Source organism: Oceanobacter sp. ABM4_470 (assembly GCF_056158645.1).
The window spans coordinates 1,989,814-2,003,599 of record NZ_JBSWTR010000001.1 but is presented as its reverse complement, the minus strand read 5'-3'; the positions used below and the strand labels follow the sequence as shown (position 1 = coordinate 2,003,599).

Sequence of the window (13,786 nt, the reverse complement as noted above, 5' to 3'; positions counted from 1 at the left end):
TTATTGGGACAGATTGCATTGGCTTTCGCGTTGGTCAAAGCCCAATGTATCGAGTTCTGTGGTCGGGTGCAGATAGCCCTCCTGCGGCGACTGCGACACCAGTGCCCGTGGATGAATCAGGGCAATGGGCTGGCGCAATTGACCATTCCAGTTGCGGTAGGTCAGCTTGCGGCCCTTGAAGCCAGCCAGCTCGAATTTGGGACCGAGTAAGTGGCTTTTTAGTGCTGCCGCCTGATAGTCGATGTTGTGGGATACCGATTCGCCAATTGAACGTATGGCGGCCCAGGCGGCATAGTCCTTGTCGGTCATCCAGCGGTCGGCCTGGCGGTCAAAACGGCTTTGCAGTTGCGCCGCTCCCCATTGTTCAATCACCCGGTGCCAGCCGGTTGGGGTAAGCCCTTGAGTACCCACCACCGGGCGTGGGTACCAGGTGTTGTAGAGAATGAACTCGCCAAAGTCGCCAGGCTCATCGGCAACCACAACGGCATCGTATTCCCTGGTTTGGGTGAACAGAGGCACTTCGGTTTGGGCGCTGCGACGCAGGTCGCTGTTGAAGGTCCATTCTTTTTCCGCCACCAGTTTGGCTCCAAAGCGTTTGGCACTGCGACGCACTGCATCGGCATAACGTTGGTCGCCCTCGCGACTGCCGCTGATCAGCAACCATTTTTTCAGGCGTTTTTTAATCAGCCATTGGGCCAGTGCATCGGTAAGCATGGCGCGGCTGGGCAGGGTGTGCAGCACGTTGGTCAAACAGCTTTCGGTGCGTAGCTGGTCGCTGTTACTGCCAACGTTGAAGAACAGGATGCCCGGTGCCTGGCTGGAGAGTGCTTGCAGGGTGGCTGCGGGGGCGTTTACCAGTACCGATTGAACGCCGTCGGCCTGCCATTGCGTCAGTGCTGCTTGCAGGTCGGGAAGTTCATAGCTTCTGGCTTCTTTTAACTGATAATCCAGGCCCAGAAATTTGCCCCCGGCGTTGTTGTCAGCCATGCCCAAACGAGCGCCTTGCAGACCGTTGTCTTCCGGTGGTGGCAGTACATTGGACAACAGCGGAGGCTGTTCTTGTTGCAGTTCCAGATAGCCAATAACGATGGCTTGTTTGCCATTGTCTTGCGTCTGGGCTGCGGAGCTGGCCACGGAGAACAGCGACGGTAGCAGGCAACAGGCGATGCCAGCGGTACCTAGCAGACGACGCCAGCCCGAGCGGGCGATGCGCAAGCGTTCAACGGGTGCTTGCAGAGTGCTGAGTATCATAGCGAGTCCTGAGTAATTGTTATTGCCGTTGGCGTAGACCTTCCAAAAGCCAAGGGCCCCTAAGCTTTTGTAAATGTAGGCCATCGCTCGCCAACTTCGACCCTGACGACAGATTACGAAACCACAGCAGGCCCAGATATAGGCTTTAAGTCGACGATGTTTAGGCCTGTCGTACTATGGAGCTGCGTTGTTTGCTGCTGCACAGTCTTAACCGAGGCCCCATGAATCGGCTTGGCCACACCCCCTTCCCGCCAGTAAACGTCAATCTTTCTTTGTTTGGACTAGGCTCAAATTGTTAGTGGTATTAGTCACAAAACGCACTCACAACGAGACACAAAACCTACTACCAAGGTACAGAACTTCGGCTACCAAAGTGTTCTGTGGCCTGTTTTATCTCATACCTAGAATGCAGCCATGACAATAACAAAACGATAGGTGCTCAATAATGAAAACAATCGGTTCTGTGATCCAAGGCTTGATGCTTGCTGGTCTGATGGCGATTTCTGGCGCTGTTTGGGCGCATGGCGATGTTACTCCTCAATCTGTTGACGTATCCGCTCTGGAGCCGCTGGGTGAAGAGTGGCTGGAAGAAAACCCATACGTTGGTAACGAAGACGCGATCAAGATCGGTGAATCTGCTTACGCGCAAAACTGTGCTCGCTGCCACGGTCTGGACGCCATCTCTGGTGGTATCGCCCCTGACCTGCGCTACCTGGAGCCTGGCCTGGACGGTGATGAATGGTTTGCATACCGCGTAGTAAACGGTGCTGTCCGTAACGGCGTGCCTTACATGCCGAAAATGGCTGACTTCCTGAGTCAGGAATCCCTCTGGGCTATCCGCGCCTGGCTGGTAACCAAGTACGTCGAAGAGTGATATTCACTCGCCGGTAACAGCGTTTGACGCTGACTGTGCACCCGAATTCGTCCCCTTATGCGGCGAGTTCGGGTTTTCGCGTTTGGGGCATCGTCTAAACTGGTGCTGCCACTGGGGAAGGAGTTCACTATGACTTTTATGTTTTGTCGGACATGGCCAGGCCGTTTTTATCGTTCTTTGAAAGCATTGATAAACCCATTACTGATTGTGCTGCTGTTGTTGGGAGTTCAGCTGCCAGCGCAGGCGCTGTCGTTGGAAGATATTCAGGACAACGGCGAAATCAGTGTTGCTGTCTATCGGGATTTTCCGCCGTATTCCTGGCTTGATGGCGATGAGGCCAAAGGCTTTGATGTTGATATTGCGCGGGAGCTGGCCAGTGGATTAGGGGTGAAGTTACACCTGCACTGGATGATCCCGGACGAGAATCTCGACGACGATCTGCGTAACCATGTCTGGAAGGGCCATTACCTGGCGCGCATCGAAGACGAGGCCATGCTGCGGCGGGAAGTGGCCGACGTGATGCTGCGGGTACCTTACGACCGTGAGTTTGCCTTCAAGGTCGACCCTGATGGTTTGGTGATTAACGACCTGGTGCACTTTTTCGCGCCCTACCAGCGTGAGCGGTGGGAGTTGTTGATCGACACGGATAAGGTCGAAGACATTCAGAATCTGGCTTACTTCAACTACGAAAAAGTCGGTGTCGAAATCGATACCTTGCCCGACTTTTACCTGGTAGGTGCGTTCCGCGGCATGCTGCGCAAAAACGTGGTTCATTACACCACTACGGTGGATGCCTTGAACGGCATGGGGGCTGGTGAGGTAGGTGCAGTGATGGGCATGAAGTCGCAGCTGGAGTGGGGCATGCAAGCCCTTAACGAAAAGGTCGGTCGTGAGCGCTTTGTGCTGGCTGACATCCCCATGCCCAATTTGACCAAGCGGTTCTGGGAAGTGGGTATGGCCGTCAAGGACGATCACCGTGGTCTGGCCTATGCGCTGGAAGACGTGATTACCCGGTTGGTGACCAGTGGCGAGATGGCACGCATTGCCGAACGCTATCATTTTGAATTCTTGAAAACCGATTTTTACCGGGTGATGGAATCGCAGTAGCGCCTGCGTCGTGAATTGTGCCCGCCACCGCCCCCCGACCCCTTGACTGACAGTCGTTGCTGTAACGCCTGTCAGTCCTACCCAATATCGCTATTTCTCATCGTTTTTTCGTTGCCCCTCAGCCCTCCAGGTCACGCGCGTCTAATCTATCTATAGACACTCTTTTAACTTGCTCCGCTGCACATGGAATCCGGCCCTTACTGGTTTTGAAGTGGTTTGGAAATAGTTGGTTTGCTGGGTTTTCAGCTGCGCTGAGAGTGGACTGGGAGTGGTTGGGGAATGAGACAAAGAATCGCCAATCGGCGCATTCCTAATACTAACCTCCTCATCTGTGGGGTAGGGGACTGCTACCAAGGTACTGGGAAATCAACCCGCAGGTCGGATTGGATGCGCAGACCACAAAACCAACAATGATCAGGTATCTGAGAAAAGATGCACCTGTGGCTGCCGACCCGGAAGGGCGGGCACAGAAGCTCCTGAACTAATAAGAAAATCCTCCCAAGGAGAAAATAATGAAGACAACTTCTATCGGCTTGAAGGGACTGGCACTGTCCACACTGTTCGCTGCCGTGTCTCTTGCAGGTCCTGCCCAGGCTGGTGTTACCGACAAAGACATTATCAATGACCAGGCGACCGTGGACGACGTGGTTTCCTATGGTATGGGTTTGCGTGGTCAGCGTTATAGCCCAATGACCAAGTTGAACGCAGACACAATTCAGGACCTGAGCCCGGTATGGGGTTTCTCCTTTGGTGGTGAAAAACAGCGTGGTCAGGAATCCCAGCCTGTCGTTAAAGACGGCGTTATGTATGTTACTGCATCCTACTCCCGTGTCTTCGCCATCGACGTGAAAACCGGTGAAGAACTGTGGCAGTACGATGCTCGTCTGCCAGAAAACATCATGCCATGCTGTGACGTGATCAACCGTGGTGTGGCGCTGTTTGGCGACCTGGTGATCTTCGGTACGCTGGACGCAAAGCTGGTGGCTCTTCACAAAGACACTGGTAAAACCGTTTGGAAGAAAAAAGTTGCTGACTACAAAGCCGGCTACTCCATCTCCGCTGCGCCAATCGTTGTAAAAGGCAAGGTAATCACCGGCGTTTCCGGTGGTGAATTTGGTATCGTTGGCAAGGTAGAAGCTTACGACGCAGAAACCGGTAAGCTGGCCTGGACCCGTCCGACCGTTGAAGGTCACATGGGTTACGTTTGGAAAGACGGTAAGAAAACCGAATCCGGCATCACCGGCGGCAAGGCAGGCAAAACCTGGCCTGGTGACCTGTGGAAGTCCGGTGGTGCGGCTACCTGGCTTGGCGGTACCTACGATCCTGACGTAGATCTGCTGTTCTTCGGTACGGGTAACCCGGCGCCTTGGAACTCTCACCTGCGTCCTGGCGACAACCTGTACTCTTCCTCCCGTGTTGCGATTGACCCGGATACTGGTGCGATCAAGTGGCACTTCCAGACCACGCCACACGATGGCTGGGACTACGATGGTGTGAATGAGCTGGTTTCCTTCGACTACAAAGAGAAGGGTAAAACCGTCAAGGCAGCAGCTACTGCTGACCGTAACGGCTTCTTCTACGTCCTGAACCGTGAAAACGGTGACTACATCCGTGGCTTCCCATTCGTAGACAAGATCACCTGGGCCAAAGGTCTGGACAAGAAAGGTCGTCCAATTCTGGCCGAAGACGGTCGTCCAGGTGACCCATCTGCCTCTACCGATGGCAAGAAAGGTAAAACCGTTCTGGCGGCACCTTCCTTCCTGGGGGGTAAGAACTGGATGCCTATGGCCTACAGCAAAGACACCGGTCTGTTCTACGTTCCTTCCAACGAGTGGGAAATGGACATCTGGAATGAGCCAACAGCTTATAAGAAAGGCGCGGCTTACCTGGGTGCTGGCTTCACCATCAAGCCAATCCACGACGAATACATCGGTGTTCTGCGTGCTATCGATCCAAAAACCGGCAAAGAAGTATGGCGTCATGAAAACAACGCCCCACTGTGGGGTGGTGTGATGACCACTGCTGGCGGTCTGGTATTCACCGGTAACCCGGAAGGCTACCTGATGGCGTTCGACGACAAGACTGGCGAGATGCTGTACAAGTTCAACACCGGTTCCGGCATCGTTGGTACTCCAATTACCTGGGAACAGGACGGTGAACAGTACGTTGCTGTTGTATCCGGTTGGGGTGGGGCAGTGCCTCTGTGGGGTGGTGAAGTGGCCAAGCGCGTGAAAAACCTGAACCAGGGTGGCTCCGTGTGGACCTTCAAACTGCCTAAGCGTCACGAAGTTGCTGCTCGCTAAGACCAGCTTCTGACAGACTGCTAGAAAGACCAGGGCCGCTGCGGGAAACCGCCGCGGCCTTTTCTTTGGTTCTTATTTCTCGTTCTTTTTCATTCTTTTCCTTTCTCTTTCGCTCTTTCACTCTTTTGCTTTGTTTGGCCAGTCCCGCTTGGCTATCTGATTTGGGTATCTTCCTTGATTGGACGGGAAATCTTCCCAGCACCTGTGACCAGCGCCCAATTTACCGATAACCGACGCCTCTGACGCATTCTTGCTGGCTTTGCCAGCGGGTAATCTGAACGCTGATAAATCCGCTGACAGTCAGGAAGGGGACGGATATGAACATTCTGGTGGTGGACGACCATGCGATCGTGCGGCAGGGCTGCGTTACTCTGCTTCAGGAAGTCCTCAAGGACGCGCTCATTACCGAGGCCTGCGAAGGCGAGCAAGCCATTCAGCTGGCTGCCGAACAGATGTTCGACCTGGTGATTGTGGATACCCGGATGCCGGGAATATCCGGACTGGAAACCGCCCGCCGTTTGCTACAGCGGCGGCCGTCTACCAAAGTGCTGTTTTTTTCCATGTACGAAGAAAACGGCGTGGTGCGTCAGGCGATGGAGCTGGGTGCCAGTGGCTATGTGTGTAAGCGCAGTGCGCCAGCGGTGTTGATAGAAGCCGTCAAGGCGGTGCTGGCGGGTCGTTTGTTTGTTGAACACGACCTTTCCATGCAGCTGGCGTTTGGACGCCCGAATCGGCCCGACAGTCAGGCCGATGAGCTGACCGCCCGCGAGTTTGAGGTGTTCACCCAGTTGGCCAGCGGCCAATCGGCGGATGAAGTCGCGCTGCGATTGCATCTGAGCAAAAAGACCGTCGCCAACTACGCCACGGCAATTAAAAGCAAGTTGGCCCTGCGCTCCGATGCTGAACTGGTGCACAAGGCCATTGAGATGGGCGTGATTGAAGTGGGCAAGCATGCGGTGGTTTAGCGTTCTCCAGCCCTTACCAATCCACCGGGCAACCGGTGCAGTCCTTCATGTTGATATCCAGAAAGTTGGCAAAGTGCTTACGGGTAGCGGTCATGTCGGCGTTACCAAAGTTACTGGATGACAGCTTGGCTTCCTGCAAATTGGCGCCGGTCAGATTGGCGTCGCGCATATCGGTTTTAACGGCCCAGCTCATTTCAAAGCTGGCGGCTTGCAGGTTGGCATGGCGGAAGCTGGCCTTGCTGACGCGGGCAAAATCAAAGTTGGCCGCGGTCAGGTCGGCGTTGTCGTAACGGGCAACTTGCGAGAATGCCATGTAGGCGTCGATGGCCGTCATGTTGGCGTGGCTGAAGTTGGCCATGCGCAGGTTGGCATAGCGTAAGTCTGCACGCAGCATTTCGGCGTGTTGCAGGCTGGCTTTTTCCAGGTTGGCGTCTTTCAGGCGGGTGTGGTTCAGCACCGCTCGATCCAGGTTGGCACCCGACAGGTTGATGCCTTCCAGATCCATGTTCGACAAATCCTGACCGGAAAGGTCTGCTCCTGCACAGTCTGATGCTGGCTGTAGTACGCAGCCATTGATGACTGGCACGTCTTCGTCAATGTAATCCGTATCCCTCTCCCTCTCCGTATCAGCTTGGGCTTGCAGTGGTAGTATCAGTGAAGAGACGAGTACCAGCGCCAGGGCCGGAACGGCAGTTGCCAGCGTTGTTCGTGTGTTGCTGACAATGTGAGCGACGTGCCCACAGCCAAGCTTGGAAGAGCAAGAATTGAGAAAACATGAGGCAAGAGAAGATAGCGTCAGAGGGCGCAGAATAGCCATGGGAAATCACCTGTTTGTTGTTATTGGTGTGCTTGCTGGATGTGGTTATTGCAGAGTTATTGGGTCTGGCTACTTAGTGGTAGCTAGGAAACCACCACCGTGGTGAGCGTGCAGTTCTGACCACGGTGGGGGAGGGCCTCTCAGAAGAACTCAGTGCCCGCGCAGAGCTGTGCAGAGTTATTCAGAGGGTCCCCAGGATTACTTGCTGGCAACCTTGTCCCAGCTAGGCAGTTTGAACACCCAGAACGAACCGCCCTGTGGTACCGGCTTGGTCAAATCGGCCATGTCGCCACCCCAAAGAGGCACCGCGCCGCCGTAACCCGAGGTCACACCAATGTATTGCTCACCGTCCATTTCCCAGGTAATTGGTGGGGCGATGATGCCGGAGCCTGTCTGGAACTTCCAAAGCTCCTTACCGGTTTTGTCGTCAAAGGCTTTCAGGTAGCCGTCACCGGTACCAGTGAAAATCACGCCGCCCTTGGTGGCCAGAACGCCAGCCCACAATGGCAGCGGTTCTTTGTGTTCCCAGGCTACTTTGCCGGTTTTCGGGTCCATAGCGCGCAGAATGCCTACGTGGTCGTCGTACATTTTCTTGATGCGGAAACCCATGCCCAGGTAGGCCGCGCCTTTGTTGTACGAAACGTTTTTCTCGGTCCAGTAGTCTTCTTTCCAGTGGTTACCCGGGATATAGAATAGGCCGGTGTCCTGGCTGTACGCCATTGGGTTCCAGTTTTTGCCGCCCAGGAAGGGTGGCGATACTTCCACTTTTTCGCCGTGGTCTTCACCGGCTTTTGGCTTCGGTGGACGCTGGCCTTCTACTTCGATCGGACGGCCGGTTTTCGGATCAATGCCCTTGGCCCAGGTGATGTTGTCGACGAACGGGAAGCCGCGGATAAAGTCGCCGTTTTCGCGGTTTACCACGTAGAAGAAACCGTTACGGTCGGCGTGGCCAGTGGCCTTGATGGTTTTGCCTTTTTCCTTGTATTCAAACAGCACCAGTTCGTTGTTGCCGGAGAAATCCCAGGCATCGTTTGGCGTGTGCTGGTAGAACCACTTCACTTCACCGGTGGTTGGATCAACGCCCACCTGGCCTGAAGTGTAAAGGGAATCGTAGTCGGCCGGATCGCCGCCTTCCGAGGTACGGGCCCAGCCGTTCCATGGGGCAGGGTTACCCGCACCAACAATGATGGTGTTGGTTTCGGCATCGTAGCTGGCGCTCTGCCATGGGGCACCACCGCCGTGGCTCCAGGCTTCGACCTTACCGGTTGGTGAGTTTGGATCGTCTGGCCAGCTTGGGGCTTTCACATCACCGGTCGGGGTGCTCTTCTTGCCGTTCAGACGACCGTAATGGCCTTCAACAAACGGGCGCATCCAGATTTCTTCACCGCTGTCCGGATCGCGAGCAAACAGCTTGCCGACCACGCCAAATTCGTCACCGGAAGAACCGTGAATCAGCATCACTTTGCCAGACTTCTTGTCCTTCACCACGGTCGGTGCACCGGTCATGGTGTAGCCTTCCTTGTAGTCGCCGAATTTTTTCTTCCAGGCGACCTTGCCGGTGTCCTTGTACAGGGCAACTATTTTGGCATCAAGAGTACCGAAGTAAATTTTGTCGCCGTAGATGGCTGCACCACGGTTCACTACGTCACAGCAAGGGCGAATGCCTTCTGGCAGACGAGCGGTGTAGCTCCACTTGCGTTTGCCGGTCTTGGCATCGATGGCGAACACGCGCGAGTAGGAACCGGTCACGTAGATGGTGCCTTCGTGAACGATGGCCTGGCTTTCCTGGCCACGCTGTTTTTCATCACCAAACGAGAACGACCAGGCTGGCACCAACTTGTGGACGTTGTCCTTGTTGATGTCGGTCATCGGACTGTAACGCTGGGCTTTGGGGCCAATGCCGTAAGCCAGAACGTCTTCAGTGGTTGCAGCATCGTTGGCGATGTCATCCCAGGTCACTTTACTGGCGGCGGACGCCGGACCGGTGGCGGCAAGACCTACTGACAAGATGGCAGCAGCAAGCAGTGAACGAGTCATATTAAATTTCCTGTTGTTATTGTGTGTGGGGTCTCTGGAGTCTCGGAGCCCCCCTGCGCTGGGCAGTTGCCGTGCCACTACATTAATCAACAGCGAGGATTAACCTGACTACAGAGCCTTTCCCCACGTATTCGAGGAAAAACACCTGACCATCGGGACTTTTTCCCAGGGGATATCCCCTACAACACTGAAATCCGAAAAACGGGACAGAAAAACCAGTACTTAGGGCCTACACTCAGTCAGCTAAAGTAGAGTTTTTTTGGAGAGGCGGCTGTCACACACTGTCACCATCATCAGTAAAGGTTCAACACGGCGAACTCGCGGTGAGCTTGTGTTGAACCCGTGCAGGCTGGTGATGTCACAGGTATCAGAGACGGTCCAGCAGTGGATGCCCAGCATCCTGGTCTACTACCACTGATGCCTCTCCATAGATCCAAGGGCCAATGGCACGCGCCAGCCGCCTCTGGAAAGGTGTTCAAGGGTCGGGATAAACCCGGCTTAATAACAAATAGAGGAAACAACTATGTGGACTAAGCCAGCCTACAAAGACCTGCGTATCGGTTTTGAAGTAACCATGTACTTCAGCCACCGTTGATGGCATTGGGCGCTTCTGTGGAAGTGCCCGATCGTTAACCGTACGCATGCCCTGAGCCTTGGTTGCAGGGCAAAAGATGCCCGGGGTAGTTTCTATTCCGGGCATTTTTGTATCGATTGATCGTTGGATAGCCCGTGGAATAACCAAACAGTGAGCTGAGCAGTCGTAATCGTCATATTGGATTCACTGTTTCACAACTTATCTAACGCGTATCAGACATAATAATTACAACAAACTCGTCGTACAGGACACATCATGAAAATTCACGTTCTCGGTTCCGCCGCTGGTGGCGGTTTTCCTCAGTGGAATTGCAACTGCAACAACTGCAAAGGGTTCCGCGATGGCACCGTGAAAGCGCAGGCCCGCACCCAGTCCTCTATTTGTGTGTCTACCGATGGCGAGCACTGGCTGTTGTTTAACGCCTCGCCGGATATTCGTAACCAACTGGCTTCGTTCGAGCCCCTGCAACCGGCCCGCAAACTGCGCGATACCGGCATTGAGGCCGTGGTGGTGATGGACGCCCAGATCGACCACACCACAGGCTTGTTGATGCTGCGTGAAGGCCTGCCGTTGGATGTTTATTGCACCGATCCGGTGTTTGAAGACCTCAGCACCGGCTACCCGTTGTTTACCATGCTGAAAAAATGGAATGGCGGTCTGCAACGCAAGGAACTGTCGCTGGATACCGAAACCGGCTTTACCGTGCCGGGTATTGAAAACCTGCGTGTGCACGCGATGCCGCTCGACAGCAACGCACCACCGTATTCACCACGCCGCGACAACCCGGTGCCGGGCGATAACATTGGCGTGTTCCTGCAAGACACCAAAACCGGTGGTTCTGTGTTCTACGCGCCGGGTCTCGGCAAAATTGAACCGCACCTGATTCCGTGGATGGAAAAAGCCGACGTACTGCTGGTCGACGGCACCCTCTGGCGCGATGACGAAATGATTTTCCAGGGTGTGGGTACCTCCACGGGTCAGAAAATGGGTCATCTGGCGCAGTCTGGCGAAGGCGGCATGCTGGAGGTGTTGGCGCAATATCCCGACAAGCGCAAGGTGCTGATTCACATCAACAACACCAACCCGATTCTGAACGAGGAATCTGAAGAACGTTCTATCGTTGAGAGCCAGGGCGTAGAGATTTCTTTCGACGGGATGGAAATCGAAGTTTGATGTTCCGGAGTCTTTGTTATCTGGGTGTGGAGTCAAACCGCGCCGCTCAAGGCCTGGACGTTCTTATACCCAACCCGCTTTTACGTTTTAACATGGAGACAACTTCATGAGCACTGACAACACGCCGTGGTCCCGCGAAGAATTTGAACAACGCCTGCGCGCCAAGGGCGCCATGTACCACATTCATCACCCGCTGCATCAGGCCATGCACAAGGGTGAGTGCACGCCCGACCAGATTCGTGGCTGGGTGGCAAACCGCTTTTACTATCAGGTGATGATTCCGGTTAAAGACGCCAATATCATGGCCAACTGTCGCGACCGTGACGAGCGTCGCCAGTGGGTGCAGCGCATTCTGGACCACGATGGCTACGACGGTGCCCAGGGTGGTATTGAAGCCTGGTTGATGCTCGGCGAAGCCGTTGGCATCGACCGAGATACCATGTTGTCGCAGGATCTGGTGTTACCGGGTGTTCGCTTTGCCGTGGATGCCTACGTGAACTTTGCCCGCCGTGCCAACTGGCAGGAAGCGGCTTGCTCCTCACTGACCGAAATGTTCGCCCCCGAGATTCATCAGTCGCGGCTGGACAGCTGGCCAGAAAACTACCCATGGATTGATGCCAAAGGGCTGCAATATTTCCGTGGTCGCCTGAGCGAAGCCCGTCGTGATGTTCAGCACGGCCTGCGGGTCACGCTGGATCATTTCCAGACCCGTGCCGATCAGGAACGTGCACTGGATATCCTGCAGTTCAAGCTCGACATTCTTTGGACCATGCTGGACGCCATGACCATGGCATACTGTCTGGATCGCAAGCCGTACCACAACGTCGATGCCGACGGCATGGGCAACCCGGTGCAGTATCACAAGGGCCAGTACCGCTAAGCGGTACTGATCAGGCAGATTTCACCCAAACGCACGATGGAAAAGAAACCAATGAGCAACGCCATTCAAACCAGCCAGATTCCAACCCTCAACAGCATTTATCGCATGCAGTGGGAAGACAGCCAGGAATCCTGGGTGCTGTTGTACCCGGAAGGCATGGTGCAACTGAACGGCAGTGCCGGTGAAATCATGGCGCAAGTCGACGGCCAGCGCACCGTCGCCGACATCATTGCTGTTCTGGAAAGCAAATTTCCGGAAGCCGGTGATCTGAGCGCCGATATTATTGAATTTATCGGAGTGGCCCATGAGCACGACTGGATCGAATTCAGCTGATTCGCCGATGCTGAACCCGCAAAATCCGCACAACGCCGGGCGTCCGTTCTGGCTGTTGGCGGAGTTAACCTACAAGTGCCCGTTGCAGTGTACCTACTGTTCCAACCCGCTGGACCTGAAGGGCAGCGGCCGCGAACTGACGACTGAAGAATGGATCGAGGTATTCAGACAAGGTCGCAAAATGGGCGCTACCCAGCTGGGCTTTTCCGGTGGTGAGCCACTGGTGCGCCGCGACCTGACAACCCTGATTCGTGAAGCCCGGGCGATGGGTTACTACACCAACCTGATTACCTCGGGTCTTGGCATGGACGACCGTCGTGTCGCCGATTTCAAGGAAGCCGGACTGGATCATATTCAGGTCAGCTTTCAGGCCAGCTCGGAAGAGCTGAACAACCAGTTGGCGGGCAGCCAGAAAGCGTTCCAGCAAAAGATTGCCATGGCGAAAGAAGTCAAAGCCCAGGGTTATCCCATGGTGCTTAACTTCGTGATTCATCGCGACAACATCGAAGAGATCGACAAAATCATCGAGCTCTCAATCGAGTTGCAAGCGGACTTTGTCGAACTGGCCATTGCACAGTATTACGGCTGGGCGTTTATCAACCGTGAACATCTGTTGCCAACCAAGGCTCAGTTGGAAAAAGCCGAACGCATTACCAACGAGTATCGCGCCCGTTTGGAAACCGAGCATGAGTCGGCTGCCAATGGTGCTGAGTCTGGCCAGTCCGCTGGTAAAAAAGCCAGCAAGCCGCCCAAGCTGATTTTCGTCACGCCGGACTACTACGAAGAGCGCCCAAAAGCCTGCATGAATGGCTGGGGCAACATCTTCCTGACCATTGCCCCGGATGGCACCGCGTTGCCTTGCCACAGCGCCCGCGAACTGCCGATCGACTTCCCCAATGTGCGCGGTGAGTCGTTGGAGGATATCTGGTATCGCTCCACCGGCTTTAACCATTTCCGTGGTTACGAGTGGATGAAAGAGCCGTGTCGCTCCTGCGATGAAAAAGAGAAAGACTTCGGTGGCTGCCGTTGTCAGGCCTTTAAGCTGACGGGCGATGCCGCCGCCGCGGACCCTGTATGCAGCAAATCGGAACATCACGGCAAAATTACCACTGCCCGTGAAGAAGCCGAAGCCATTGCCGCCGGTGCCACCGGGCATTCACCAAAGCTGGCGCGCAACACCCACAACCAACAACAGGCCATTGAACTGGTTGAACAAAACCTGATTTTCCGTGGCTAAGGACCCTCTGAATAACTCGGTGCCCGCTCTGGATGACAGGGCGACGCTGAATCACGTAGCTGATTTGCAGGCCTGACGGGTCAAGTCAAAAATCAGCGACACAGAGTCAGCAATGCCCTGCTATCCCCGTAGGGCGCGGCCTGCAGCCCGCCAGAACGGTGTTGGCGAACCTGCGCGGAAGGTCTAGCCATTTCGCTGCATTCGCCGCGAGGTT

12 protein-coding genes are annotated in these 13,786 nt (G+C 55.0%); 9 read left to right on the top strand and 3 right to left on the bottom strand.

From position 1 onward, the window contains the following. Complete coding sequence (locus ACXADJ_RS08685; protein ID WP_475064837.1) at positions 1 to 1,251, bottom strand: ABC transporter substrate-binding protein; 1,251 nt, start codon at positions 1,249 to 1,251, stop codon at positions 1 to 3. A gap of 445 nt (positions 1,252 to 1,696) precedes the next feature. Between ACXADJ_RS08685 and pedF the strand changes: the two genes are divergently transcribed. The 4 genes from pedF (at position 1,697) to ACXADJ_RS08665 (ending at position 6,500) form a co-directional block, all read left to right on the top strand. Continuing rightward, positions 1,697 to 2,125: a cytochrome c-550 PedF gene (gene pedF / locus ACXADJ_RS08680; protein WP_475064835.1), complete on the top strand. Its 429-nt coding sequence runs from the start codon at positions 1,697 to 1,699 to the stop codon at positions 2,123 to 2,125. Between the two features lie 129 nt (positions 2,126 to 2,254). After that, positions 2,255 to 3,232, top strand: a complete 978-nt coding sequence (locus ACXADJ_RS08675; RefSeq protein WP_475064833.1) for a substrate-binding periplasmic protein — start codon at positions 2,255 to 2,257, stop codon at positions 3,230 to 3,232. A 512-nt stretch (positions 3,233 to 3,744) separates the two neighbouring features. Further along, a complete protein-coding gene (locus ACXADJ_RS08670; protein ID WP_475064832.1) occupies positions 3,745 to 5,535 on the top strand; it encodes a PQQ-dependent methanol/ethanol family dehydrogenase in 1,791 nt (596 codons plus the stop codon). A 317-nt stretch (positions 5,536 to 5,852) separates the two neighbouring features. Beyond that, positions 5,853 to 6,500: a response regulator gene (locus ACXADJ_RS08665; RefSeq protein ID WP_475064830.1), complete on the top strand. Its 648-nt coding sequence runs from the start codon at positions 5,853 to 5,855 to the stop codon at positions 6,498 to 6,500. A gap of 13 nt (positions 6,501 to 6,513) precedes the next feature. Here the strand turns inward: ACXADJ_RS08665 and ACXADJ_RS08660 are convergent, their stop codons facing one another. Both ACXADJ_RS08660 and ACXADJ_RS08655 read right to left on the bottom strand, forming a co-directional pair. Then, positions 6,514 to 7,317 (bottom strand): pentapeptide repeat-containing protein, encoded by an 804-nt coding sequence (locus ACXADJ_RS08660; RefSeq protein WP_475064828.1) that lies wholly within the window; start codon positions 7,315 to 7,317, stop codon positions 6,514 to 6,516. A 198-nt stretch (positions 7,318 to 7,515) separates the two neighbouring features. Further along, the gene (locus tag ACXADJ_RS08655) at positions 7,516 to 9,354 is read right to left on the bottom strand and encodes a methanol/ethanol family PQQ-dependent dehydrogenase (protein ID WP_028292639.1); all 1,839 of its coding nucleotides are present in this window, start codon (positions 9,352 to 9,354) and stop codon (positions 7,516 to 7,518) included. Between the two features lie 523 nt (positions 9,355 to 9,877). Between ACXADJ_RS08655 and pqqA the strand changes: the two genes are divergently transcribed. The 5 genes from pqqA to pqqE all read left to right on the top strand — a co-directional run bounded on the left by pqqA (position 9,878) and on the right by pqqE (position 13,572). Then, positions 9,878 to 9,949 (top strand): pyrroloquinoline quinone precursor peptide PqqA, encoded by a 72-nt coding sequence (pqqA, locus tag ACXADJ_RS08650; protein ID WP_084644881.1) that lies wholly within the window; start codon positions 9,878 to 9,880, stop codon positions 9,947 to 9,949. 255 nt (positions 9,950 to 10,204) lie between these two features. After that, entirely contained in the window at positions 10,205 to 11,122 is a 918-nt protein-coding gene (pqqB, locus tag ACXADJ_RS08645; RefSeq protein WP_475064826.1) for a pyrroloquinoline quinone biosynthesis protein PqqB, read from the top strand. A 106-nt stretch (positions 11,123 to 11,228) separates the two neighbouring features. Then, on the top strand, positions 11,229 to 12,002 hold the full coding sequence (gene pqqC / locus ACXADJ_RS08640; protein WP_028292637.1) for a pyrroloquinoline-quinone synthase PqqC: 774 nt from the start codon (positions 11,229 to 11,231) through the stop codon (positions 12,000 to 12,002). A gap of 51 nt (positions 12,003 to 12,053) precedes the next feature. Further along, a complete protein-coding gene (pqqD, locus tag ACXADJ_RS08635; RefSeq protein WP_051218924.1) occupies positions 12,054 to 12,335 on the top strand; it encodes a pyrroloquinoline quinone biosynthesis peptide chaperone PqqD in 282 nt (93 codons plus the stop codon). Next, a complete protein-coding gene (gene pqqE, locus ACXADJ_RS08630; protein ID WP_475064823.1) occupies positions 12,307 to 13,572 on the top strand; it encodes a pyrroloquinoline quinone biosynthesis protein PqqE in 1,266 nt (421 codons plus the stop codon). Before pqqD ends, pqqE begins: the two co-directional genes overlap by 29 nt. Positions 13,573 to 13,786 lie beyond the last annotated feature (214 nt).

Bases quoted from the DNA above. Each gene is read 5' to 3' on its own strand.
- ACXADJ_RS08685 (WP_475064837.1), bottom strand. From the start codon at position 1,251: ATGATACTCAGCACTCTGCAAGCACCCGTTGAACGCTTGCGCATCGCC.
- pedF (WP_475064835.1), top strand. From the start codon at position 1,697: ATGAAAACAATCGGTTCTGTGATCCAAGGCTTGATGCTTGCTGGTCTG.
- ACXADJ_RS08675 (WP_475064833.1), top strand. From the start codon at position 2,255: ATGACTTTTATGTTTTGTCGGACATGGCCAGGCCGTTTTTATCGTTCT.
- ACXADJ_RS08670 (WP_475064832.1), top strand. From the start codon at position 3,745: ATGAAGACAACTTCTATCGGCTTGAAGGGACTGGCACTGTCCACACTG.
- ACXADJ_RS08665 (WP_475064830.1), top strand. From the start codon at position 5,853: ATGAACATTCTGGTGGTGGACGACCATGCGATCGTGCGGCAGGGCTGC.
- ACXADJ_RS08660 (WP_475064828.1), bottom strand. From the start codon at position 7,317: ATGGCTATTCTGCGCCCTCTGACGCTATCTTCTCTTGCCTCATGTTTT.
- ACXADJ_RS08655 (WP_028292639.1), bottom strand. From the start codon at position 9,354: ATGACTCGTTCACTGCTTGCTGCTGCCATCTTGTCAGTAGGTCTTGCC.
- pqqB (WP_475064826.1), top strand. From the start codon at position 10,205: ATGAAAATTCACGTTCTCGGTTCCGCCGCTGGTGGCGGTTTTCCTCAG.
- pqqC (WP_028292637.1), top strand. From the start codon at position 11,229: ATGAGCACTGACAACACGCCGTGGTCCCGCGAAGAATTTGAACAACGC.
- pqqD (WP_051218924.1), top strand. From the start codon at position 12,054: ATGAGCAACGCCATTCAAACCAGCCAGATTCCAACCCTCAACAGCATT.
- pqqE (WP_475064823.1), top strand. From the start codon at position 12,307: ATGAGCACGACTGGATCGAATTCAGCTGATTCGCCGATGCTGAACCCG.